The organism is Chryseobacterium sp. YIM B08800 (assembly GCF_026163565.1).
Classification (GTDB): domain Bacteria; phylum Bacteroidota; class Bacteroidia; order Flavobacteriales; family Weeksellaceae; genus Chryseobacterium.
The window spans coordinates 1-26,098 of record NZ_JAPDKN010000061.1; the positions used below are offsets into that span (position 1 = coordinate 1).

At 35.4% G+C, this 26,098-nt stretch carries 14 protein-coding genes and 1 tRNA gene; 5 read left to right on the forward strand and 10 right to left on the reverse strand.

Features of this window, described 5'->3' with window-relative positions; genetic code table 11:
- Nucleotides 1-40: 40 nt before the first annotated feature.
- The gene (locus OEW74_RS17740) at nucleotides 41-1,711 is read right to left on the reverse strand and encodes a T9SS type A sorting domain-containing protein (RefSeq protein WP_265429731.1); all 1,671 of its coding nucleotides are present in this window, start codon (nucleotides 1,709-1,711) and stop codon (nucleotides 41-43) included.
- 20 nt (nucleotides 1,712-1,731) lie between these two features.
- The gene (locus OEW74_RS17745) at nucleotides 1,732-2,448 is read right to left on the reverse strand and encodes a hypothetical protein (protein ID WP_265429732.1); all 717 of its coding nucleotides are present in this window, start codon (nucleotides 2,446-2,448) and stop codon (nucleotides 1,732-1,734) included.
- Between the two features lie 388 nt (nucleotides 2,449-2,836).
- Here OEW74_RS17745 and OEW74_RS17750 point away from each other — a divergent pair, with 388 nt between their 5' ends.
- Nucleotides 2,837-3,220 carry a DNA-binding protein gene (locus OEW74_RS17750; RefSeq protein WP_265429733.1) on the forward strand — a complete coding sequence of 128 codons (384 nt, stop codon included), beginning with the start codon at nucleotides 2,837-2,839 and terminating at the stop codon, nucleotides 3,218-3,220.
- 122 nt (nucleotides 3,221-3,342) lie between these two features.
- On the opposite strand, the gene OEW74_RS17755 is transcribed toward OEW74_RS17750, so the two are convergent.
- Both OEW74_RS17755 and OEW74_RS17760 read right to left on the reverse strand, forming a co-directional pair.
- Nucleotides 3,343-4,203 carry a lamin tail domain-containing protein gene (locus tag OEW74_RS17755; RefSeq protein ID WP_265429734.1) on the reverse strand — a complete coding sequence of 287 codons (861 nt, stop codon included), beginning with the start codon at nucleotides 4,201-4,203 and terminating at the stop codon, nucleotides 3,343-3,345.
- A 170-nt stretch (nucleotides 4,204-4,373) separates the two neighbouring features.
- Nucleotides 4,374-5,147: a T9SS type A sorting domain-containing protein gene (locus tag OEW74_RS17760; RefSeq protein ID WP_265429735.1), complete on the reverse strand. Its 774-nt coding sequence runs from the start codon at nucleotides 5,145-5,147 to the stop codon at nucleotides 4,374-4,376.
- Between the two features lie 186 nt (nucleotides 5,148-5,333).
- Between OEW74_RS17760 and OEW74_RS17765 the strand changes: the two genes are divergently transcribed.
- Nucleotides 5,334-8,561: a hypothetical protein gene (locus OEW74_RS17765; protein ID WP_265429736.1), complete on the forward strand. Its 3,228-nt coding sequence runs from the start codon at nucleotides 5,334-5,336 to the stop codon at nucleotides 8,559-8,561.
- 192 nt (nucleotides 8,562-8,753) lie between these two features.
- Here the strand turns inward: OEW74_RS17765 and OEW74_RS17770 are convergent.
- The 3 genes from OEW74_RS17770 to OEW74_RS17780 form a co-directional block, all read right to left on the reverse strand.
- Nucleotides 8,754-8,824: transfer RNA gene (locus OEW74_RS17770), tRNA-Gln, on the reverse strand.
- A gap of 211 nt (nucleotides 8,825-9,035) precedes the next feature.
- Entirely contained in the window at nucleotides 9,036-9,563 is a 528-nt protein-coding gene (locus OEW74_RS17775; RefSeq protein ID WP_265429737.1) for a hypothetical protein, read from the reverse strand.
- A gap of 77 nt (nucleotides 9,564-9,640) precedes the next feature.
- Nucleotides 9,641-11,932: a hypothetical protein gene (locus OEW74_RS17780; RefSeq protein ID WP_265429738.1), complete on the reverse strand. Its 2,292-nt coding sequence runs from the start codon at nucleotides 11,930-11,932 to the stop codon at nucleotides 9,641-9,643.
- A 315-nt stretch (nucleotides 11,933-12,247) separates the two neighbouring features.
- Here OEW74_RS17780 and OEW74_RS17785 point away from each other — a divergent pair, with 315 nt between their 5' ends.
- A complete protein-coding gene (locus OEW74_RS17785) occupies nucleotides 12,248-12,730 on the forward strand; it encodes a hypothetical protein (RefSeq protein WP_265429739.1) in 483 nt (160 codons plus the stop codon).
- Nucleotides 12,731-13,009: 279 nt separating this feature from the next.
- Here the strand turns inward: OEW74_RS17785 and OEW74_RS17790 are convergent, their stop codons facing one another.
- From OEW74_RS17790 to OEW74_RS17800, 3 genes are all read right to left on the reverse strand, one after another.
- Entirely contained in the window at nucleotides 13,010-13,540 is a 531-nt protein-coding gene (locus OEW74_RS17790; RefSeq protein WP_265429740.1) for a hypothetical protein, read from the reverse strand.
- A gap of 57 nt (nucleotides 13,541-13,597) precedes the next feature.
- Nucleotides 13,598-18,466, reverse strand: coding sequence for a hypothetical protein (locus tag OEW74_RS17795; protein ID WP_265429741.1), 4,869 nt, complete (start codon nucleotides 18,464-18,466; stop codon nucleotides 13,598-13,600).
- A 963-nt stretch (nucleotides 18,467-19,429) separates the two neighbouring features.
- Entirely contained in the window at nucleotides 19,430-20,719 is a 1,290-nt protein-coding gene (locus OEW74_RS17800; protein WP_265429742.1) for a DUF389 domain-containing protein, read from the reverse strand.
- A 794-nt stretch (nucleotides 20,720-21,513) separates the two neighbouring features.
- On the opposite strand from OEW74_RS17800, the gene OEW74_RS17805 reads away from it, so the two are divergent.
- Entirely contained in the window at nucleotides 21,514-21,753 is a 240-nt protein-coding gene (locus tag OEW74_RS17805; protein ID WP_265429743.1) for a hypothetical protein, read from the forward strand.
- Nucleotides 21,754-21,853: 100 nt separating this feature from the next.
- Nucleotides 21,854-26,059 carry a hypothetical protein gene (locus OEW74_RS17810; RefSeq protein ID WP_265429744.1) on the forward strand — a complete coding sequence of 1,402 codons (4,206 nt, stop codon included), beginning with the start codon at nucleotides 21,854-21,856 and terminating at the stop codon, nucleotides 26,057-26,059.
- The last annotated feature ends 39 nt before the right edge of the window (nucleotides 26,060-26,098 follow it).

Genomic DNA, 26,098 nt, shown 5'->3' on the forward strand with positions numbered 1-26,098 from the left:
GCCCTTACTCTTTTTTATTATTACTTTTTTAAACAGGCTCTTAATTAACTGAAACTTTTTTGGAAATATTTTTTCCATTTTCAAACAAAATATTAATCATATAAACTCCTTTTATAAATTTAGCTACATTAATTTTATTAGAATTACCTTTTAAAATCTGCTTTCCAGACATTTCATATATTTCCCAAGATTTAATTTTAAATTTTGATTTGATATTTACAAAATCTGATGCGGGGTTTGGATACAGCTCTATATTATTATCAGCTATGTCGTTATCTAAATCTATTTTTAAAGAAATATTTTGATTAGCATTAACATTTCTCTTACCTGAAATTTCATCAATTCTACAACCTTCTATTGTTGCCAAAAAATTTGATCCTTGCTCAATAAATGTATTTGGTAAAAGTGTTATACTATTTCCTGCTTTCATAACAATCTCTCCATTTGTACTATTTGTTTTATAATTAGCTTGGGTGGTAACATAATCAGCCGAATGATATGTATGATTTATATTACTTTCAGGATTACTCAATAAAACATTCGTTAAACAAGGTGGCGTAAAAGTTTGAACAAGTTCAGGTAATTTATTAAATGTTCCTTTGCCTTGAAGATATAAGTTATCTAAATCTACAGAACTTGTACTATAAGAATTTGGATTTAAAATTTTACTTAAATATCCATATGCACCAAAAGTAATAAATATATCATTATACCTATTTCTTTGCAATCCTCTTGTACTAAAAGAAGAATTAGTGTTATTATAGATTTGTTGATAGATAGGTGTAGACACGGAATTTATAATATCAAAAACAAATATTTTAGAATCAAAATTTCTTCCAATATAAAGCAAAGACGCATCTTTATTAAACTCTGCTATTGTAGGATAAATACTTGTAATTGTTAATTGATAGTGATTAGTTAGTTGCCCCGTAGCATTATTAAAAGAAAAAACCTTTGAAGAAGTATTGGTTCCCTGCCACATACTTACAAATAAATAATTTGTAAAAGCAGAAGAATTTATTTCTGGAGAAGATTTTATATCTGAACCATATGACAAAGTTGAAGATGCAACTCCCATACTAAGATTACTTTGGACTGGAATATTATTAACTCCTGATGCATCAACTAAAAAACTTAGAACTTTATCATTATCATGAGTTACTACCCAAAAAGAATTTCCGTTATGATGTCTTATTATAGTGTGTGGAGAATACAGATTAGTCACTTGATACTGGTCATATAGAACAATATTCTTGTAATTTGGTAAGACGATTCCCAAAGGATATCCATCATTTCCTACAGATCCTTGAGATATGTCTATAACGGAGTACAGTAATATCTTAGGATCTCCCGCCGAAGTATTAGGAGGGCTCTTCATCATAAACACATAATACCGATTCGAATTTGAAGGATCCTGAACAATATTTATACTTCCTGCTACCCCATTCTGCATCATACCATCCTGCATTACTTGGTGTTCTCGTGTAAATATTACTTCCCCATTTGTATAGAATAACAATTTACCATTACTATCACTTACCGTTGCTGTACTGGATGAAATAGGCATTTGACTATCTAATAAAATTTGTGGAGTAATCGGATTATTAAAATTTACAGCCGCTCCATTACCAAAATACCAATGATTATTCTCTCCCTGAGAGAATATAAACAATGGTAGCATCAATAAAAAACTTATATAAAATTTTTTCATGGTTTTCAATTTTATATAAATTATTTTACTTTATTTTCTAATGCTTCAATTCTTTTCTGCTGTTCTATCGTATAGAGAGTAAGTTCTTCTATTTTCTTCAGAAGAAGAATATTCATTTCTTTTAGTTCAATCCCATTTTTGATTGCTTCTTCAGTGGTAGGAACTTCAGGTAAGTGACCGTTGGTATTGATAAACCGATCTAGCTCTATTAACGGCATCAACTTATAATCTTTAGCGAAAACATAATCTGCCCATCCATTATTGGCTGCAATATCTACTTTTACTTTTTCTGTACGAATGCCGTCTTTTACGAAAAGCTTATATTGATTGCAATCTGAACAAGTTGGTATAACATTCGATCCAATTATAGTGAATCCATCATTATTTTCTTGAATAAAAATATTATTAAAATCACTATCTACTCGTAAACGACTTTGAAAATCATCATATACAACAAATCCATAAGCTTGATCAATACTATTAAATTCAGTAATCCCTGTAAATGAATAATTTGAATTTGCATTGATAGTATTATTACTACCAAAAATAAATTTTCCATTATTATCGATTATCAATCTTTCTAAATTATTTGTTTTGAAAATCAAACTTTTATTATCAGTAGTTCCTAAAAAATTAGTACTCGCATTTGTTCCTGAATTTCCAGTTAGTGACCAAGAAGATTGTGCATTTATACTTACTCCACAAAGAATACTCAAAAAAATAATTGTTTTTTTCATAGCTAAGATTTTAATTGTTATTATTCTCCTAAAATAGATAAAATAGTCTTATCAAAAGCCATTTAATATTATATTTTTTTAAGTGTTAATAAATTTTTAATCTCTTTTTTAAAGAGTAATTTTATTAAATAAATTAATTTACGGTCAATATATTTCAGAGCATTAAATCATCAGGGTGATTTTAGAAACTTACCAAGATAAGTTTATTAATTTATCAAGGTAAATCGTATAAGTTACCCTAATAACTTGCATAGCTCACAAATACAAATTTTACAATTCACAAACAAAAACAACCAGACCCAACACAAACCACAAAACAAAAAGATTTTTTTTACTACATTTACACTACAAACACATAATAAATGTTTAATTAAAAATTTTCAAAAGTATGCCAATTACATTTAAAACCGTGGTACGCAAAAACCCACGAAATCCAGTTGCTCCCGAGAAATACTATGCTGATATAGTAGGAGAAGGCAAAACCACATTGAGCGATCTCGCCAAATATGCTTCTACAGTTTCTACTGTATCTAAAGCCGATATTCTTGCAGTACTGGAAAGCACATTTTCTAAAATTGCTGACGATGTAGCAGACGGAAAAATAGTATATGTAGGTGAATATTTTACTTTACAAGCGGGAGGATCTAGCGAAGGATTTGAGACCCCCGAAGAAGTAAACGCTAATGCTATAAAAAGCTTGAGAACCATTTTTCGCCCAGGAAAGATGATAAAAGACGCATTAAAACTCTCAAGCTATCAGAAGAAAGCTTAAATTATTTCTAAAAACAATTAACCTTGTCAAAGTTTAAAACTTTGACAAGGTTAATTTCCTGATTATCTAATCCTTAAAAAGACGGTATATTCCAGAATCTCTTTTCTATAATTTTGTAAAAATTAATCCTTCAAAATCTTCTGAGAAACCGGTTGATTATCTATAAATCCTGTTACGATATAATTACCTTTTTGTAATTCTGCAACGTTTAAAGAAACCCCATTTTTTACAGAAGCTGTTTTTACCAGCTGACCAGACAATGTGTAAACTTTAATATCCTTAACCTCTGCAGCGAAAATAATCTCATCATTTTTAACCAATGAGTTTTTAATAAATCCTTTTTTAGAAAGATCAGTTAAATCATTTACCGCTAAAGTTCCTGTTGTTGATTGTGGCGTAGGTAAAGATATTGTAAAATCGACGTTGTTGTTATTGGTATCTCCTATAGTTCTGCTAATTGAGTTTAAAATAGTCGGCGACGGAGCCGCTCCTGTTCCTTCATACTGATTAACCAAACCATAGCCTACAAAATCTAAAACATTTGATGCGGTTGGCCCTGTAACCTGTGTAGCATTGCTTGCCAAAGCAACTTTACCTGAAGTAAGCGCAAGACCAATCCCTACTCCAACATTTGGGGAGCCGTCTAAATTTAATAAAACACTTACGATAAGATTAGGATTTAATAGATTAATCAATCCTCCTAATCCATCACTTCCATGTTGAATCAAATACGTTTGTCCTGGGCTCAAAGTGATATTTGGTAAATTGTTATACTGTGTAAAAGCTCCGGAAGCAGATGCATATTGAATAGTTGCACCATTGAGGGAGGCATTAGAAGCACCTATGTTTTTCAATTCTATGAAATCATTGGTAATGGCTGCTCCTAAAAGACCGCCACCGGTATAGATTTCATTAATTACAATCTGGGCATTAGAGAATGCTGCTATCGAAACAAGTCCGATAAAAGTAAATACTTTTTTCATAATGTGATATTTTGGTTGATTATTAATAATTTATACAAAATTAATACCATATTAATAACTATATACCACATATTTTAAATTATTCAGAACGAAATTTGATACTGAATACAAAAAAAAACCGCCTCCAAGAAGCGGTTTATATTATTAATTTGATTATTTGAAAAATCAGATTAGTCTTTCAAAATTTTCTGAGAAACTGCTTGGTTGTTTACAGTACCTGTAACGATATAGTTACCTTCAGCTAATTCAGCAATGTTTAAAGTTCCGTTAGCTTTTACAGAAGCTGTTTTTACCAACTGACCTGTTAAAGTATATACTTTTACATCTTTAGCATCTGCTCCGAAAGTAATTTCGTCATTCTTAACGAAAGTGTTTTTTACAAAGTTTGATTTAGATTTGTTGAAATCTGCTACGGCTAAACTTGTTTCATTATAAGTAATATTTATTGAAACTATTCTAATTTGTGCAGATGTTCCTGTTTGACCATTTTGGATTTTAATATTTGATGCACCTGTTGCAGAAGTAATCAAATAAGTTGCATTAGTTGTATCAGCAGGATCATAAACTGTTGGAACAACAACACCATCAACTGTAACGATTGCTGTTGAAGGCGCATAATTACTACTTCCTACAAGCCCAGCAGTTAGGATTTTCACTGAAGTCATTTTAACTCCAGTTGCTCCCTGAATTGCATAAGAATTACCATCTCCTGAAGTTGTCTGTGAATACAATCTTAAATTAGTCCCATTCGTATAATATGCAGGTTCAGTTGTTGCACCATTTTGCAAGACGTTATAAGTTAATTTTCCTGCAACTATATTCCCAGTTGTAATAACCTGTGCATTAGCAAATCCTTGATTAGCTAAAACATAATTAAAAGTTTGTTGAGCCTGAGCCGTAATTGAAGCAGCTACAATACTTAAAATAGTAAAAATGTTTTTCATAACTTAATTTTTTAATTATTAATAATTTACATAGCAAAAATACAGCAATTTTTCCATTTGAGACAATATTAAGGTTAATTTTCTGTTAATAATGCTAAAACCCGAACTGTTCATATTTTTTAGTTATTTTTACCACTTATTTTAGGAGACTTGCGGAATTCTATTCTGATATTCGTACTTTTTTTCATGGGCTTATCGCTGTATAATGCTCAAATATTCTCATGGAAAAATCCCAATATTCCCAAAGATTCTATCTCTTCTAAAAATGACAGTATTTTAGCTAAAAAAAAAGACAGCATTCTCGCTTTTAAATTCGGGCAGGATATTTTCGCAAAAGACACTATGGACTTTGTGAAAACCAGCAACAGAATCATTGTAGACGAAGCCGTACTCGCAAAAAACGATTCCAAGAGATTTTTAGGAGAATTAAATTCAAAAGGTTCTATTATCCGAGGGATTACTTTTGGTAACAATCAGGGGCAATCGGTGCAAAGTTCGATGGATCTTCAGATTTCCGGCAGACTGTCAAAAGATGTTACGGTTTTGGCAAGTATTTCAGATCACAATTTACCGATTCAGGCAGATGGTTACACGCAAACTTTAGAAGAATTCGACAAGATTTACATGCAGCTTAATATTAAGGATAAATCTATTCTTAGAGCCGGACATTTAGATTTGGTTGATTCTAAAAATTATTTTGCAAAATATCAGCGTCGAAGTATGGGTCTTCAGTTTCAGACACAATTTGGAACTGATAATAAAACCTTAGTTGATATTTCAGCAGGTGTGGCACGAAGTGAATTTCACAGAATTCGTTTTCAGGGGATTGAAGGAAACCAGGGGCCTTACCGTTTAACAGGGAAAAACGGTGAACAGTTTATTACCCTAATTTCAGGTTCCGAACAGGTTTTCATCGATGGTATCTTGATGAAACGTGGAGAAAACCAGGATTATATCATTAATTATAATACCGGAGAAGTTACTTTTACCAGTTTCAGACCTATTTTCCAACAGAATTTTATTACCATTTCTTTCAATTACGCCAACAGAAATTATTCCCGATATTTATTTACCGGAAAAGTTGAGCATCAAAGAGAAAAATTAAAATTAGGCTTAAACTGGTTTATGGAGAATGATAATAAAAATGCTCCATTGGCCTTAAATTTATCTAAAGAAGACGAGCTGATTTTAGCAGATGCCGGAAATGACTTAAACTTAATGTATGCTCCTTCCGGTGTTGTTGCAGAATACGATGTCAACAAAATTCTTTACAGTCTCATTCAGAATCCTAACGGAAATTATTATCAATTTTCAACTGATGCCACTCAAACTTTATATCAGGTTTCGTTCACCTATTTTGGAGCCAACCTGGGAGATTACAAATTAACACAAACCACCAATAACGGAAGGGTTTTTGAATATGTTGGTCCTAATTTGGGAGATTATCGTGCAGTAAGAAAACTTCCATCGCCACAAAAAGCTCAGGTGTATACTTTAAACTCAGAATATTTGCTGAAAGATGGCAAAATTGGAGCCGATATTTCGATGAGTAATTACGATATTAACTTGTTTTCTTCAAAAGATTCTGATCAGAACTTAGGATATGCCGCAAGAATTTTTGGAAACAAAACATTCACCAAAAACAGCTGGAAAGGTACCCCAAGTTTTGAATATCAATACATCGACAAGCAGTTCCATATTTTAGACCGTATCAACGATGTAGAATTTTCGCGTGACTTCAACTTAGCGCAGGAATTTAACGGGTTAACGCAAAACCGTTTTATTTTCAGTTTTCTAAACAAGTGGAATAATAAATCTACCTTAAACTACAGAATCAATTATCTTGACGAACAGGATTCTTATAAAGGAACTAAAAACGACTTGGATTTTGGATGGCTTAAAGGAAAATTCAATACAAAAGGTAATTTATCTTATCTGAACACCAATGCGACTCTGCAAGACACAAAATTCATCCGAGGAGGAGCAGGAACTGAGTACACCGGTAAAAAAGGAAGTTGGGCAGTTGGTGGAAGCATGGAACACAACGAAAAAAAATACAACGACACTCAATTGATGGATGTTACGAGTTTTAGCTGGAGAGAACTTTTCGTTCAGAAAAAAATCGGCGACAGTACAAGAACGAAACTTTTAGCAAAAATGTACATGAGAGAAAATGACTCAGTACGTGACAACAGCCTTCAAAATACGAACAGGATTTTAGGTTTCATGGCAGAAAGCCAAATCATTAAAACCGAAAAAACAACCTTAAATGCGTTGCTTCACTACAGAAAATTCTTCTACAAAGATGATATTGTAGATGTAAATCAGAATAAAGATTTTGTGGTTGGGAATATTTTGTACAACCAACAACTTTTCAAAAACGGGATGCGACTTCAGGCATTTTACGAATTAGGAAACGGACAAGAAGCACAAAGAGAGTTTCAATATATAAAAGTTACAGACGGACAAGGAATTTATAAGTGGACCGATTACAATGGCGACGGAATTCAGCAACTCGACGAATTTGAGATTGCAGAATACTCCGATTTGGCGCAATACATCAGGATTTACACCAATTCGGTGCGATATATTCCATCCAATAAAAACAAACTACAGTTGGCTTTATTTGTCAATCCATCGGTTGTTTTCAGTTCGGAAAATAAATTTTTGAAGCGTTGGAATTTCAACATCTCATTAAATTCTCAGAATTCATTCTATAAAAAAGATAAAGTTTTGGTTTTAAATCCTTTCGAAAAAGGCGAAAATCAGATTCTCAAAAATCAGAATATTTTGATGTCTGCACAGTTCAATCCTACCGAAAAATCAGGCTGGAACGGAAACTACCGCTTTATTCAGAACGACAACCTTATCAATGCCAATTTCAGTAACGAAGAAAGAAATCAAACGTCCCATTTTGTAAATATCGGATATTGGTTCAATAAAGAGTTCAGAGTCGATTGGGAAAATTCAGTCCACGATTTAAAAAATTCATCGCAACTATTTGCTACAAGAGATTACAGGCTTAATAATTTTGAGACAAAACCAAAAGCTACTTATAAATTCACTGATGCGATTCAGGCAGAATTCTCATCGGCTTATCGTGAAAAACAGAGAAAAGATGGCGAAGAATTACTGAAAGCCTTCGACATCACCGGAACAATTCAATGGGAACGTAAGAAAACGTCAATCAGAGGAAACTTCTCATTCATCAACAACGACTTTACGGGGAACAGCTTCAGTATTGTAGGAAACCAGATGCTTGATGGTTTAAAGCCCGGAAAAAACCAGGTTTGGAGTGTTTTCATTCAGCAGGCAATCAATTCTTTCTTACAGCTGAATTTAAATTATGAAGGAAGAAATTCTGGCGAAAGAACCATACACATCGGAAGCATGCAGGTAAAAGCCAGTTTTTAGGAGCTTTTTCCAGCTCTTCACTTTATCTTTTTTGTGCCAAGCTAATTTCCTTACAACAAAAAAGGATGCCGTTGCGATCTGGGCTATTTTTCAAGAGATTCAGATTAATAAAATTCGTCATACAAACTCAACAAACCTTAATTATTGAAAACAAAAAAGCCTTGAAAATCGAGTGATTAACAAGGCTTTTTGTAGACCCACAGGGATTCGAACCCCGACTGACGGTACCAAAAACCGGAGTGCTACCGTTACACTATAGGTCTGTATTTTTTGGTGAGGCAAATTTACAGAATTTTTCTTTATTTGCAAATCAATTTCTGATTTTTTTTTAATTTTTATTTTTTCTTATCAGATTTTTTTCAAAAACTTCATTGTAATTTATCTATTTCCGCCATTCAAATTTCAAGAAAGAAAAAGAGCCGAAAAACGATACTTCAACTCTTTTTCATCTTTAATTCTATAAAAGTATCTCTTTTATGGTTTCCAGAAGCTCCACATTTTACCATTAACAACAGCAAGCTGTTTTGCTGTGGTATCATACCCCATCATTCCCGGTGCGGGAGTGATAATATTAAGATGCGGACTTGCCACCTTAGGAAGGATCATTGCTGTATCTGTGTCTTCCAAAATCAAAATTCCGGTATCTGAAGTTTGGGTAGTTCCTACGGTAACTTCTGCATTCGTATTTTCTGTATGCGGATCCTGAATTGATACACCATCTACCAATGTGATGGGATCTACGGTGGTTCCTGTTGTATCTACCGATAAATCTTTCCACCCTGATGCATATTTTGTCTTCACTTTATGATCCGAAAGATCATAAACTACCGTACCGTTTACTGCGCCTGCAACAGCTCCTGTACTCGTTACCCAGGGTAGAATTATTCCTCGGTTTTCATTTCCAAATTCTAAAGAAACTGAAGTATTAACCGTAGCTTCTTTTCCTATTGCCACCTGAGCCGGGATCAGCAGAGTACCCATAAAGAGTACTGCTGATGCCATGATTATGTTGTTTTGTGTTATCATTTTTTTCAAAATATATGATTGATTATAATGATTGTAATTACTTTTTCTATTATTTAAGGACAAGTCTGGGTATTAAAGCATTTCCAGCCTGTTGGTGTTCCATCGGTGTTAATATATAAACAGTCTGAAGTGATATTGTACACCATCATTCCTTCTCTCAGATTAGCCGCAGGAATTGCATTAATCTGCGTAATCGTTAATCTGTTTGGCACAAATCCTTTGGTCTTAGATTCCAAAGCCGTCCAAGCTCCTTTTCTTACCATTGGCCAGCTTTCGTTATCTGAACCTGCTCTTTGTAAGGAAGTAATCCCCTGTTTAGTGTCTAAAACCGTCCCTGCAGTAACAGCAGGTCTGTAACAGGCGGTATAACATGCTGCCACATTTTTATTAATAGCATTGGCATACGTATAAGTTCCTGTATAATTTGCACCAAAAGTATCATTATTTTCTATACCGGTATAAAAGCCATTATTTCCGTAATTTGCAGGTGTTCCGTTTCCTACTATTGCATTTACAGTTCCTGTTTGGATTCCTCCGTCTGTGATGGTATTTATTAAAATTCCTGCAGAGGTATTTCCGTTTCCTGCTTGTGAGGCAGATCCCGCTTCTACTGCATCAGGGCATTTATCTCCATCACTGTCGAGATCTAATCTATTTACAATACCATCATTATCCGTATCTATATCAGAACATTCAAATTTTGTTTCTCCATTTATCTGGAATTCTCTAAACTGAGCATCACTGCCTGCAAGACCATTAACAGGTGTAGACCATTGTATGTTGACCGTTGCCGTAGTGCTCGTTGGTGTAAACGATATTGTTTTGTATCCCATATCAATTGAAGAAGAAGAAGGATTTGATTGCCCCGCTATAGTTGAGAAACTATGTAAAATTATCCCGTTTATTGATAATTTAACATTATTAGCATCAGGATTTTGAGGATTTAAAGTGTAAAAACGATATTTCAACGTATTCACTACACCAGGGTTTAAATCTACCAGCGTAAAAGTAAACGATTCTGTACCATTATCCTGATATCCTTGTATATAAGTACCAGTAGAATCAAGGTAATTTATACCACTGAGTGCATCTTTTGCCCCACTCCATGCTCCGGGACGATAGTCTCTGTATAAAGGGTTTCCTGTATTAACACAACTTTGTTCAACAGTATCAAGCACACCATCATTATCATCATCAATATCTGTACTATCCGGGATCCCATCACCATCAGTATCTATACTTGAACTTTTACAATAGTTTACGGTTCCGTTCTGCGAATCGCCTATTCCCTGCTGCACACTTACTCCATTCACAATAGGTGAGCCTTGCGCATCTGAGACAGCACCGAGATTATAAAACATAGGTACATTAGAAGTACCTGTATAACCGGTTCCGGAATTTCCTCCTGTATAAGAAGGATTTACGGTTTGAATATTTTTGAGATGCATGTATGTGTAGCTTCCATCCCCCTCAATGGCATCAGGACAACCATCACCATCACTATCAAGGTCAAATCGATCTGAGATTCCATCCCTATCAATATCTGTTTCTATCAGATAAGTATATGCAATATTATCAATCCTAAAATCATCAGCACCTATTTGACCATTTGGTCCACTTACCGCGCCATTTTTCCTTTGAAAAAGTACTGTTCCTGAATTTTTCAAATTGGCTGTATTTATATTAGCTGTGATCGTATAATACATGCCTGTTGCAAAACTTCGGGATGAATAATCTCCATTTACCGCAAGATATGGTACTAATGTAGGGTCTACCATTTCTATATTTGCCGTCGGACTCGACAAAGTTGATGTTAGCGGATTGCTAACCCTAAATATTCTTACTAACCCTGTTGTAGTTTCTAGATAAACATCCATTTTCCCCCAGCCTTGGTTTATAGGGCTTGTTCCATTGGCATTTACAGCAAATATTTTCATAGTAAAAGTTGCAGTTGCAGGGGTGGAAGATGATTTTAAAGGAACGTTAGTTTGGTAAAGATTGTAGTTTTCAGCCCCGTCCAAATAAATTATAGCTCCACCGGCTTCGGCTACCCAATTGGTTAAATTTGAGGTGCCTGTTCCATTGGTTAGCCAATTATTTAAATTTCCTCCAGATGTTGTATCTGTTCCGAAATTTCCATTAATGATCGCATTAGTGCTTGAACTTAAACCTTCATTTATATCCAAGATTCCATCATTATCATCATCTGTATCTAAGGAATTAATAATACCGTCACCGTCGAAATCATCATTAGGCCCCATATTTTGGGCTGAAAGATGATTGAAAAAGAATAAAAGCAGTACGAAGATACCTCTTTTGATTCCCAGGAAATAATTTGTTTTCATCTTTATGTTTTTTTAAACGTTCTGTAATGTGTGAGATAGAGGATTATTTAAAACCATATCTTAAAAAATTACAATGATTTGTACGGCAAATATACAACAACCTTTGAATGTTAAATAAAAAAGTTTGTAGATAAAAATCTACAAAATCAAATACTTACAACAATTATAAGATTGATATTTATTTATTACATTTGGAAAAACAAAAACACAAATTCATGAAACATACTCTTATCAAATTATTCTTTTCAAGAATATTTTTCAGTACAGCAATTCTATTTGCACATTATATTACAAACACATTTAAACAAAAAAATTATGTCAAAAAATCAAATTAGTGTAGACATTCCGGAGAATGTTGTTACACAAATCAGCTCAAAATTCCAGGAAATCAAAGATCTTCTTGCTCCTTATATGGGAACGCTAACAGTGGAAGAACGCAAGAGCCTACCAAAGATGAGTGATAAAAGCGTTGCTTTCGTTAATAAAGTAGTAGAATACACTATTGCCAATCCCAAATTTATCCCGACTATGATGGATGCCCAGGAATGCAAAAAAGATTATAAAGCAAATCAGACTTTATTGCCATTACATGCGGCATCGCAGCAAATAAGCCAAATAATGAAAGATACCATTATGCTTACCGGGCATGAAGCTTATGTACAGGCCCTTTATTACTACGGCAGCGTAAAGCTTGCCGCCAGAGCCGGGGATGCAGAGGCGAAAACCATTGCAGAAGATCTTAGCAAACGCTTTCCCAGAGGAAAAACTTCCGGTGAAGACAAAAAAGACGGAGAATAGCATCCTCTTCTAAGCTCAAAACTCTCAATTTTGAGTAGCAAAGTGGAATAAGCAAGCTAAAAGGTCAAATTTTCATGCTTAACACTCAAATGACTGAGCATTGAGCTCAAATTATTGAGTAAAAAGGCAGGATACCGGTGCATAATGCTCAAATGCAGAAGCCAAAAACAAGGAAATTTGAGCTTACAGCACAAATTTCACACGAAATTCCACAATCTTATAAAAAAATACCACCTCAGCTATTTACTGAGGTGGTATTATATTGTTTGAATGTAGTGTTTATGGCTTCCAGAAGCTCCACACCGTACCATTGAAAACAGCCAGCTGTTTTGCTGTGGTATCATACACCATCATTCCCGGTGCAGGATTGATGATATTCAGATGCGGGCTTGCTACTTTAGGAAGAATCATCGCTTTATCGGTGTCTTCTAAAATTAAAATTCCGGTATCCGAAGTCTGGGTAGTTCCTATCGTAACTTCTGCATTCGTATCTTCTGTATGCAAATCCTGTATAATTACACCATCTACTAATGTCACAGGATCTACTGTAGTTCCTGTGGCATCTACAGAAAGGTCTTTCCACCCTGAAGCATATTTTGTTTTTACTTTATGATCTGAAAGGTCATAAACCACAGTGCCATTTACAGCACCTGCAACAGCGCCTGTACTCGTTACCCAGGGAAGCACCATTCCTCTGTTTTCAGATTCACCAAACTCTAAAGAAACTGAAGTATTCACTGTAGCTTCTTTTCCTATTGCCACCTGGGCAGGGATCAGCAGAGTACCCATAAAGAGTACTGCTGATGCCATTAATATATTATTTTGTGTTATCATTTTTTTTTTAAGTATTTTTAATTACTTATTTGTTTAAGGACAAGCCTGAGTATTGAAGCATTTCCAGCCTGTTGGTGTCCCATCCGTGTTAATGTATAAACAGTCTGAAGTGATGTTGTAAACCATCATTCCTTCTCTCAGATTAGCAGAAGGAATTGCATTAATCTGCGTAATCGTTAATCTGTTTGGTACAAATCCTTTGGTTTTAGATTCCAAAGCAGTCCATGCTCCTTTTCTTACCATTGGCCAGTTATCAACATCATCTGCACCCGCTCTCTGCAATGAGGTAATTCCATGCTTGGTATCTAAAACAGTTCCTGCTGTAACCGCCGGTTTATAAAATGCTCCAGAACAAGTCGCTATACTTTCATTAAGAGCATTTGCATAAGTATAAGTGCCGTTGTATGTTGCTGATGCTGTGTCGTTATTTTCCAATAAAGTATAGAATCCATTGGCTCCGTAACTAGATGGAGTATTATTCCCTACTATTGCATAAGGTGATGTAGAGGCAGATGGATTATTCAACGTTCCTGAAGTATAGGTTCCTCCGTTGGCTGTAATATAACTTATTACTCCTGCTTCCCATGCATCAGAACATCCGTCATTATCACTGTCATGATCCAGTCTGTCTGGAATGCCATCATTATCTGTATCTATATCAATATCAACGCAGGCCGTTCCGGAAGTATTGCCTCTTACCCATAAAGCAAAATAATCTGCAGCAGGAATTTCGCCTGTGGCATATCTTACCATTTGATTACCAGTCTGAGGAATCCAATTAAAAGAAGCAGTATTACCTGCTATATTTATAATACATGAATTCAAATTATTTGCTGCCGTCGCGGAACCTGAAGCAGCTACAGTAAAATACCCTGAACCAGTACCTACCCAACTACTGTTGATAGTATTATCAGCAGTTCCTCTGTGCAATGACTGATTAGCTTTTACTCTGTTAATTAAAGTCGCATTAGTAGATGTTACATCCACTCCTCCCAGAACGGTTGTATTGGATGAAATCCTGATTGTTTCGATGTTGCCCAAATTTGCCAACGCAGCAGTACTCAATAATCCTCTGCCATACGTTGCTTTATTTAGACCGAGACTTGATAAAGTTGGCAAAGCCGGAGTTCCATCACCATAATCAACACCAATCAATACATAACCATTGGTATCTACATACGTACTGAATGTACTACCCGAAAGATTAAAATAATAGATTCCCGCTCTTAATACAGTTGCTCTAGCCTGCTCTAAGCTGGTGAAAGGGTTTGTTGCTGTACCGCATATCCTGGCTTCAACCGCATCTAAAATACCATCATTATCGTCATCTATATCTATAACATTGTTTATGCCGTCATTATCAGTATCAAGACATAAGGGTCGATGATTTAGCAATGCATACTGATTGTAAGTAGATGCATAATTTATTATACCTGAATCCACTGGTGACTCTAAAGAATCTGCAAGACCATTAACACCCATAGTCCCGGTAAACTGATAATTTGCTGTAGTATTAGTAGTTGCACCTGCTTCAAGAGCATCACTACAACCGTCTCCGTCACTGTCAAGATCTAAACGATTAGGAATTCCATCACCATCCGTATCTAAGTCTGTACAATTTTTCTCTCTGAAATAAAATTCAGTCGCATAACCTCCGCCGGAAGCACCTGAAATACCAAAATAACGGTAATATAAGTAAGGATTATTGTTCTGTGTAAAGGTGGCAATATTAGAACTTGAGTTAGCTCCTTGTCCGGTACCATTATTTAAATATGATAAGGTACCTGTCAAATCTACCCAATTGTTTCCATCCACACTACCTTGTACTTTGTATGTACTGGCAGCAGAAAATACCCGCTGGTTCGTAACATGGGCAACTTCCCATTCTGTCAATACCCTTGGAGTAGCAAACTGCACCCTAAACCATTCCGAATTATTCAGTGTACCGGTAGGAACTCCCAAAACAGCAAGCGAGGCATTATCATCTACTAAATTTGGTAGTGTTCTTGGAGAAAACAAAGTGTAGCTAATTGTTGAAGGAATGCTTACGGTAATATCACTTTTAGAAGTAATACTGGCAGAGCAGACTTCTTCCGTAGTGTCGAGAATACCATCATTATCATCATCAATATCAAATACATCACGTATCCCGTCACCGTCAGTATCTGTACAGGCATTTATATTGGCATTTATAGCATAGATATTATAAGTATTTGTATAGTTTAATATGCCGCTTTCAGAAGGCGTTTCGACAGAATCTGCCAATCCGTTAGCACCATAAGGACCCTGCACAACAGCTTTAGGTACTATTACATTTCCTGTGGAAGTATTATAAATCTCTCCGTCTATTAAAGTACCACCCACATTTGCTTCTACTGCATCGGGACATCCGTCGCCATCACTGTCGCGATCCTGGAAATTTGGCACACCATCGCCATCGGTATCCGAATTACAACCTGAAGTGACAGGATGAAGCGAAGCTTGGTAATTATTATACTGAACAGTAAATTCATTTAATGCTGCGTTTGTCGCACTTACAACACTGGTAACCCCTTTGATCCTGTAAGTGTGGAATGCCGCATTAGGTGCCAGTGTATTATTAAATGTGAAAGTTGTAGCAGAATTCATCGCTTGTGCTGTTGAAAGTGGCGTCCATACGTTGGCTGCGCTTAATCCCTCCAACTGCCACGTTCCCGTTCCAAATGCTGTTCTTACATTCAGGCTTACCGATGCCAGTACCGCAGAGCCTACAAATGGGAGGTCGAATGTAACGAGCGCCTTGTTCTGAATATTGGCCGAGGTACCAATCTGCCCATAGGTAGCTATACTTTGATCATAAGTAAGAGCCAGATTGTTGGTAACATTCCAGTTAAAATCTGAAGTTACCGGATCTGTAATGATCATAGCCTGTGCCTGTGTAAAGAAACAAGAAGGTGACTCTATGGCATTAGGAATACCATCATTATCAACATCTATATCTTCTGCAAAGTCTGACATCCCATCACCGTCGCTATCCTTACAAGGATTGTTTGATGCTACTGTAGCAAGGAAGTTATACGTATAATTGTACATATAAGCGTCAGGATTTGTGGCTGATTGTATGGCATCAGCAAAACCGTTGCTGCCATAAGGACCAGGAACCATTGCATTGGGAACATTGGCAGTAGTAGAAGTTACAACGCCACCACTGCCATTTTTAACAGTACCTGGGATAGTTGCCACAGATGAATTCGTAAATAATATTGCTTCTTTAGCATCAGGGCATCCGTCGCCGTCACTATCCAAATCTAACCGATTGGGAATACCATCACCATCGGTATCAATATCCTGTAGTGAACAACCATATCTGAACTCCCCAAGGGTCATGTTATAAGTAGCGTCCATAACATTTCCATCTGTTGAAACCCAAGTATTATCTAAAGCTGCACCACTACCGGAATTAGTTGTTTGGTCTGTCCATCCATTAAGAATATTTAGACGAATAGCTGTTACATTTGAAAAACTTTGGCCTAGATTGAACACTTGAGCGTAAACAGGACCATCGACCGCCGTTGGACGCACAGTCGTAAACACAGCTGAAGTATAAGTTTGTCCTCCATTATAAGTAAGGGTAACCGTGAAATCTTTCAAAGGACCATCTCCCACTCCATAGTTGAAACTTTCCGGAGTCCAAAGTACAACATTATCTAATATTGCATTTTGTGATAAGTTATAGGTAATTGTAGCTGTTGTAGAAGGCTCTTTAAAATAAAAAGCATTTCCTGTAGTAGTATGACCGTTAGTAATAGCAGACAGACCTATGCCTATCATGCCTGAATTATCAACCGTGTAATCAGGCGAACCCCATCCGCCGGTTGGCGAAACTACTATTGAACTGGTAACTGGTACAACTGCTTCTCCACACGCTCTTCCCATTTCAACAACATCTAAAACGCCGTCATTATCATCATCAATATCAATAACGTCTGGTATACCATCGCCGTCACTATCCAAACAAGCACTTATATTTTGGTTGACTGCATAGGCAAGATAAGTAGAAGTATAATTTACAGTTCCTGAATCAACAGCTGTTTCAACAGCATCTGCAAGACCATTGATTCCTACTGCACCTGTAAATTGGAAGTTTGTCATTGTGCTTGTAGTAGCACCGGCTTCAAGGGCATCACTACAGCTATCGCCATCACTGTCAAGATCCTGGTGATTGTTACTACTATCACCGTCGCTATCGCTTGCACAATTCATTTTCGGATAGGCACTTGGGTTATAGCCTGCTGCCAATACCGAATTAACTTCACCTATGGTAGTTGTAGCTACGGTATTACCCCCTGCCGTGCCCAAAACACGGTAGTACTTAAATTTCCCTGTATTGGTATTGGGAAATACTTTAGGATTGGTAGTATTGCTTAATGCAACATTACCATTGCCCAGGTCTGTCCATACAAGTCCATCTTGAGAACCTTCTAATCTTGCCGTTACCCCGGCACCAAAAGTAGTACCGTTAATAAAGCTTAACTGTGCAAGCCTTACCGATGTCGGGTATTCTACAATTAAAAGAGACGCCCCTGCTATAGCCTGTCCTGCATTATAGTTAAAGGTAAGCGTGGCACTGCCGTCATGGAGTATCTGAATATCTCCATCTGACTGGTCATCGTCCGGGCTGGTTAAAGATGACCTTACTGTTACAATAGCATTAGCCTCAGTTGCCGTATAAAAGCAACCCGGGCTTTCTACTGCATCCGGTACGCCGTCGTTGTCATCATCAAGGTCAATAGAATTGATAATACCATCATTGTCAAAATCATCATTAGGACCTGTCTGAGCAGAGAGGTAAGAGAATGATGTTGTGAGAAAAAGAAGGAACAAAAAAAGTTTCCGCATGGTTAAATAGTTGTTTTTTATCATAAGTTGTATTTTAATTATAATCTTGTTTTTTAATTAAAAAAATACATCAAAATATCAATAAAATCAAAATCAGTATTTTTTCACCTTTCTAACATTCAATAAATATAAAAAACAAAAGTATATAAATTTTAAAAATTACATAACAAAATATTTAAAAACATAAGAATTAATTATTTTTAGTGAATAATTGTTATTAATTAATCAAATACCAACTTGTGCGTTTTTTTAAAAAAAATATAAACAAGCAAGGAAAAATCAACAGAACGTATTATATTTTTAAAAAGTTTTTTTAGGTTAAAATTTTTGAATTAGCTCACATTTATCCTTTAATCAATAAAATTTCGAAAAATATATAATAATTATATCCGCAGTGCATTTTAAATTTTATCTTTAGGAAATAAGTGCAACGGCTTTGTTTATATTATTTCAGTATTCTTTTTATTCCCTGTCTATCATTACGTTTTTAATCACTCAAAACATAATATCTGCTCAGATAGATTTCTTTTTTTAGATAAACAAGGGCATTTCATTTAACAAAGAAATACAATAGTTTAAATACCAAGTATTTAAAAATGTCTTCAAATGCAAAACGGGTAGTATATTTTGTAAGAGTGAAATCTATAGTAATAGAAACAATAAATAACAAAATCATTACATCGTTTAGAATAACTACAATTCAACACTTTTACCAGGATCTTCAATAACCAAACAGGCATACTGAGATACCATTAATCAAATGAAAGTATATGTAATTTTTTGAAAAAACATTAAAAAAAATTTAAAATACTGAAAATAAACTACTTAAAATAAAAAAAAACATTAACAATTAATCATTCATCATTCATTTTTCTATGTTATATTTCGATAGTTGTAACATCTATAGAAAAATTATTTAAGAAATCTTATAAGAGAAATGATGCTTTAGGAGTGAATTTCCCTGTCTACTAATAAAAAAGATAGCTTTTATTCTTCAGAGTTTTCAATAAGCTTAACGTCTTTCTCACGCAGTCTTATTTCAAGCCAGTTTTTGAATTGTGCTTTATCTTTCATTTTACCTGAATAAATAAGTACAAATCTGAGCTTTGCGCTATCCGTTTTGGGATATTCTTCAATCTTTCCGTAAGAGATATTACTGACAGTTGGGTAAATAGCTTTAATCTCCTGCACCAAGGTAGAATCAGAAATTTTGTATCCGTCTAATTCTTGTCGTAGTTTAGATACTGCAATGTCTTTTTCCGAAATAGTAATATTATTTTTATTAATCTCATTAAGGATTTCAGATTTCACATCATCAGTACTTTGTCTTACATTAAATTTGGTATCCGAAAGCCCATTGCTAATAAGCATTTTATTAAATGACGCAATTTCTTCCGGATTGAATTTTTTATTTAAGAAAGCAACATCTATCGACTTAGGACTCGTGTTGTAATTAATTTTTTTATAAATTATGGTATATCCTTTATTATCAAATTCTTTCTGAATAAACTGTTCTGCCGTTCTTATAAATTGTTTTTCGTTAAATAAATTATATGCCAAATAGAAACTTGGGACAATCATCACCAGAATCAACGCTGAAATTCCGTAACGGATTCTTTTTTCATATTTATTATCAATAATAACAGAAGGATATTTAAGATATTTTACAACAAAAAAAGTAGCGATACAAATAAAGAAGCAATTAATAATATAAAGATAAAATGCACCAAAAAAGTACACAAAATTAGAAGTAGCCAACCCAAAACCCGCTGTACACAATGGCGGCATTAAAGCTGTGGCAATTGCTACTCCGGGAATCGGATTTCCTTTTTCTACCCTTGTGATGGCAATAATACCTACCAAACCTCCAAAAAAAGCAATCAAGACATCATAAATATTCGGAGAAGTTCTTGCCAATAGCTCTGACTGTACATCTTTGAACGGGCTAATGTAAAAATACAAAGAAGAAACAGTAAGACTTACTATGGTAGCAATCAAAAGGTTTTTGATCGATTTTTTTAATAAAGGAAAATTGTAAGTACCTAATGCAAACCCGGCTCCCACAATCGGGCCCATTAATGGAGAGATAAGCATTGCGCCAATAATCACCGCTGTAGAATTTACATTTAAACCAACCGATGCAATAATAATCGCACAAGCAAGAATCCAAAGGTTGGAGCCTCTAAATGAAATATTAGAAATTACATTTTCAAGAACCTTTTCTTTTTTTTCTTCACCATTGTGAAGATTAATGAAATTAAATAAACTTTCAAACATTTTTGTTTTTTTTTAAGTCATAAAAATAATGTTTTCAGCAATACCTAAGATTAAAATTTTAATTTGATTTTAAATTAAACACTCTCACAGGGTTGTGAAAATCTTATTGATAATTGTTAATTTAAAACCATCCGAACATTTTTTTCCTAATCTATTTTATCGAAAACATCCGAAAATTTGTCTGTATAAAATAGTAAAAAATCATTCTTTTTCTAATTAATCACACTCAATTTATTTCACGAAGTTATATAGAAAAGGAAATCTTGATTTTATGGAATACATAATAATTGGCTCTTATTTTATCAATTTCAAAACGCCATCTTACAAAAAAAAATTCTTTCATCTGTAACATTTATAATTAAAGACGAACTAATTACGTCGATAACGGGTTTCTTTTTAATATAAAATCAATAAAAAAACTTTTTTATTTTAAATTGAAAAAAAATATTATACTTACAGCAATTATAAAACACATAAAGATGAAAACACAAATTACCTTACTCCATGTAGAGCTATTCTAAGTTCTAGCCTTTTTACCAAAACATACAACGCACGATTATTTTGTTATTTATTTCATATAAATAATCCAAAAAAGCTCCGTTGACAACCAAAACCGTAAAACTGAATAATTATCACAATTAAAGAAACTTACGTTTCTATAGCCAAATTGTCAATTAATTATTCTTCCTAATCAAAAACACAATACAAAAAAAATGGAAAAACATTACAAATTCATTTTTAATAAGTTCTTCTTATTACTATTTGTCTCCTTCAATTATCTCTCGGTCCAAAACATGGGATCTTCAGACGATTTTGATGGAGATGGCATTATCAACTCAGTAGACATTGACGATGATAATGATGGGATTCTGGACGCAATAGAAGCTCCTACCAATGCAATAAATACAGTAACCAACCCTACATTTAATACCGATACATCCGGATGGAGCTTGGCTTCAGCCTGGACACGATACAACAACACGTTAGCTGGTCGTCAAGATGTAGTAAGTACTGCAGCGAGCGTCTCAGTCTAATGTTGTACTAAAAAATACATGTACAACTTATGCTATCTACCAATTAAAAATAAGAACCGACAATTACATTGCGAGTAGTGGGGTTATTGTCACCGAATCGATGTCGCTTGGCGCTTATTTGGGAGGTGTAAGATTATTTGGAGTAAGCAATCCTAATACTTCGGCGAGTCCTACTATTACCAGAGACCCGGCTGCAAATGGCATTATAACTGAATTTAGAGTTGACGGAGTTCTTATTAACGCATCAACAGCAACATCAATAAGTCTATCTGCATTTCATAATATACAAATATCGTTTAATCCTGCCGCTCTTCCTACAACAGGAAACATAGAGTTCAGATATACCTCCACAGGTGACGATGTACTTATTGATGATGTTTATTATTATATCAATTCATGTTTAGACACAGATAATGATGGTATCCCAAATATATTCGACCTAGATAGCGATGGCGATGGTTGCCCCGATGCTTTGGAAGCAGGAACTATTTCTCATACTAAAACAAAAGGTGGTACTTATTCTTCAGGAACTTTAGTTAATTCAGGAGGTACAACTACTCACCCTTTAGCAATTGTAGGAAACAAAACAATCCCTGCTAATTATGGAACCAATGGTTTTTATAATAGCATAGAATCTACAGACACATCAACAGCTGCTTATACTTCAAATTACACTTATGAAGATGCTATCAATAATTTGAAAACTGATGCCTGCAAAGATACTGACGGAGATGGCATTTTAGATGTTTTGGATATTGATGATGATAACGATGGTATTCTTGATAAAGTAGAATGTCCTGCAGGATTTGTTAACTTAGTAAATGGCGGAGGCTTTACAACAGACCCTCCTACATCTAATTGGTATTACTCAAATAGCGGAGCTAATTATAGTACATCAACTGGTGCTTTTCCATTTACATACGGTACTACCAATGCAAACTCTAGCAATGTCGGTGGATTATTTGGTCAGGTAGATGGCAACAATCCTGCTACAGGAACTCAAAATGCATTAATGGAATTGAATGGCACAACAGATGCTTTAGTAACAAGGCTCAACCAACCTCTTGTTGCAGGAGCTACCTACCAGTTTTCATATGATGCAGGACTAAGAGGTGGGAGCGGAGTTACAGGGCAAAATTGCACCTTACAACTCTATAACGCAGACACCAATACAGTGCAATCTGTTTTATCTTCTATACCATTAAACAGCCTTCCGGCATATCCAAACTTTCAGACCATCTCAGGCTCATTTACAGTTCCGGTAAGTGGTAATTATTACTTATTATTTATGAATGCCGGAAATGGTGGCGCCGGAAATGACTATGTTATTGATCGGGTTGCAGCTATCGGAAGCCTCACATCGTCTCCAAGTGTATGCGATTTAGATGGAGATGGAGTTCCTAATTATTTAGATCTTGATACTGATGGGGATGGTTGTTCAGATTTAGCAGAATCTGGCGTTAGTCCTTCTATCGATGTTTTTACCCCATCTTCTGTAATTAATAATGTGGGAGGAAGTTATGGTATTGCCGCTAATCGACTTACCGGAAGCCAGCTTAATCCAACAGTAACTGATGCTAATGATGACGGACTGAATGATTCTGTGGACACAGATACAAACGGCATCCCTGATTATTCTTCAACATATCTTCTTTATGCAGTATCAAACTTCTTGAACACTTGTATAGATTCTGACAATGATAACGTACCTGACTTGATAGATATTGATGATGATAACGACGGAATTGTAGATGCGGTGGAAAGCCCAGCTTGTTTTTATACTCAAGCAGAAGCTCAGACGATTACTTCTGTAAGTTCTCAATTAGCATCATATTCTACATATATTCCTGCCAATACTATTGATAATAACTCTTCTACACTCAATGCTTTCAACGGAGCTCTTAATTGGGTAGGCAAGGAACTTTATAAGATAACTCCTACAACACCAATTGCAATCAGCTCAATGCAGCTGGATCTCACAACCTGGGCATTATCATCTACTGCTGCAATGACATTTAAAATGCAGGGTTCAGCTGATGGTACTTCTTGGGTAGATCTTTCCACAGCGGTTGCTTCTACTGCAACCACAGGAACATTTACGGTAACCAATTCCTTACAGCCAAATACGGCTTATGGATATTATAGATTAGTTGGTGTTGCCGGAACATCTTATTACGGAGGAGTTACTGAAATTCGATTAATTCCTAATAATTATATTGCATCGGCACATCCAAAATCCACCTGTTCTAACGATCCGGATACAGACGGAATTCCAAATCATTTAGATCTTGATAGCGATGGCGATGGTTGTCCTGATGCTGTAGAAACGGGAGTTTCTACAAATACAGGAGCGTCAATGTCAGCAAGTGGTGGTAGTGTTTATACAGGAGGTATTCCTTCGGGAACAGCAAATGCTTATGTAGGAAATGGTACTCCAAGTCAATATAATACAAATGGATTCTTCAATGGTATAGAAACCGCTACGGAAAGCGGTATTTATAATGGCACTTATACTTATCAATACGCAAACAATAGTAACCTGAATGGTTGTATTGATACCGACAAGGATGGTGTAGGAGATTTAATTGATATTGATGATGATAACGACGGAATTGTAGATGCAATCGAAAGTCCGGCTTGTTTTTATACGCAAACAGAAGCTCAGACAATTAGTTCTGTAAGCTCTCAATTGGCATCATATTCTACTTATGTTCCTGCTAACACGATTGATAATAATGCTTCTACACTTAATGCTTTTAACGGTGTTCTTAACTGGGTTGACATGGAATTGTATAGAATAGTTCCTCCGACTCCGATGGCAATCAGCTCAATGCAGTTGGGCCTTATCAATTGGGCGCTATCATCTACAACCGCAATGACATTTAAAATGCAAGGTTCAACTGATGGTATTTCTTGGGTAGATCTTTCCGGGGCGGTTGCTTCTACTGCAACCACAGGAACTTTTACAGTAACCAATTCTTTACAACCAAATAACACTTACGGGTATTATAGATTGGTTGGTGTTGCCGGAACATCTTATTATGGTGGCGTTACCGAAATCCGATTAGTTGCTAATAATTATATCCCATCTGCTCATCCAAAAGCAACCTGTTCTAATGATCCTGATACAGATAATATTCCGAATCATTTAGACCTTGACAGCGATGGAGACGGTTGTCCGGATGCAAGAGAATCGGGAGTTTCTGCTAATTCAGGGGCAAGCTCATCAATGTCAGCAAGTGGTGGTTCAATTTACTCTGGCGGAATTACTTCCGGAACGGTAAATGCTTACGTCGGAAATGGAACACCTTCTCAATATAGTGCAAACGGATTTTTCAATGGCATCGAAACAGCTACAGAAAGCGGAGTTTACAATGGTATTTACACGTATGATTATGCAAAAAATAGTTCTTTAAATTACTGTATAGATACTGATAAAGACAGCGTTCCTGATGTGGTAGATCTTGATGATGATAATGATGGTGTATTAGATGTTACCGAAATGGTATGTAATAACCTTAACCTTCCAGTCTGGGACGTAGCTGTGTTCGATTATGGTACTAATTCTTCCGATTGTACAATCCCGAATAATTTATCTTCACTCGTACAGTATGCAAGCGGAACAATGCCAGGATTACCAATTAACTGGGTAAATAATGGAAGTGGATATAATAACGATGCGCTCTCTACTTTAGCTACTGCAGGTGCTACCATGACAGGAAGCAATCCACCTGATGCAACATATGCTGTTTCTTTTACGCATACATTTAATTCATACGATTACGGGTCATATAATCTTCCTTCAAGTGTATTATATGATGGTAAGAAGATTGTTAAAGTACTTGCCGATGGTACCGAGTCCCTGTTATTTTGTGCAAATGGCTATACTACCCCTACGTCTGAATTAAATGTTTATTTTGAACCGGGTACAAAACTGAAAATCATTGTTCATGAGGACGGTGGTTGTTGTACGCAGGTTGTAATGAACATTACCAAAAATGGAACCTATTGCAATAATTATGCAGATATTGACACCGATGGTGATTTAATTCCAAACAGATTAGATTTAGATAGTGATGCTGACGGTTGTCCGGATGCAGTAGAATCTCGTGTTGATGCTAACCCGAATGCAACAGGGCAAATGATAGCAAGTGGCGTGGTTTATTCTGGCGGTATTGCTTCCGGAATTGCAAATGCGTATGTAGGAAACGGAACGCCTTCTCAATATGGCGCAAATGGTTTCTTTAATGCTATTGAAACAGCTTCAGAAAGTAGTATTTATAATGGTAGCGGTGGATATACTTAGAGCCTGTTTAAAAAAGTAATAATAAAAAAGAGTAAGGGC

Excerpts from the sequence above, each read along its gene's own strand:
- OEW74_RS17740 (WP_265429731.1), bottom strand. The coding sequence starts at position 1,711 with ATGAAAAAATTTTATATAAGTTTTTTATTGATGCTACCATTGTTTATA.
- OEW74_RS17745 (WP_265429732.1), bottom strand. The coding sequence starts at position 2,448 with ATGAAAAAAACAATTATTTTTTTGAGTATTCTTTGTGGAGTAAGTATA.
- OEW74_RS17750 (WP_265429733.1), top strand. The coding sequence starts at position 2,837 with ATGCCAATTACATTTAAAACCGTGGTACGCAAAAACCCACGAAATCCA.
- OEW74_RS17755 (WP_265429734.1), bottom strand. The coding sequence starts at position 4,203 with ATGAAAAAAGTATTTACTTTTATCGGACTTGTTTCGATAGCAGCATTC.
- OEW74_RS17760 (WP_265429735.1), bottom strand. The coding sequence starts at position 5,147 with ATGAAAAACATTTTTACTATTTTAAGTATTGTAGCTGCTTCAATTACG.
- OEW74_RS17765 (WP_265429736.1), top strand. The coding sequence starts at position 5,334 with ATGGGCTTATCGCTGTATAATGCTCAAATATTCTCATGGAAAAATCCC.
- OEW74_RS17775 (WP_265429737.1), bottom strand. The coding sequence starts at position 9,563 with ATGGCATCAGCAGTACTCTTTATGGGTACTCTGCTGATCCCGGCTCAG.
- OEW74_RS17780 (WP_265429738.1), bottom strand. The coding sequence starts at position 11,932 with ATGAAAACAAATTATTTCCTGGGAATCAAAAGAGGTATCTTCGTACTG.
- OEW74_RS17785 (WP_265429739.1), top strand. The coding sequence starts at position 12,248 with ATGTCAAAAAATCAAATTAGTGTAGACATTCCGGAGAATGTTGTTACA.
- OEW74_RS17790 (WP_265429740.1), bottom strand. The coding sequence starts at position 13,540 with ATGGCATCAGCAGTACTCTTTATGGGTACTCTGCTGATCCCTGCCCAG.
- OEW74_RS17795 (WP_265429741.1), bottom strand. The coding sequence starts at position 18,466 with ATGATAAAAAACAACTATTTAACCATGCGGAAACTTTTTTTGTTCCTT.
- OEW74_RS17800 (WP_265429742.1), bottom strand. The coding sequence starts at position 20,719 with ATGTTTGAAAGTTTATTTAATTTCATTAATCTTCACAATGGTGAAGAA.
- OEW74_RS17805 (WP_265429743.1), top strand. The coding sequence starts at position 21,514 with ATGGGATCTTCAGACGATTTTGATGGAGATGGCATTATCAACTCAGTA.
- OEW74_RS17810 (WP_265429744.1), top strand. The coding sequence starts at position 21,854 with ATGTCGCTTGGCGCTTATTTGGGAGGTGTAAGATTATTTGGAGTAAGC.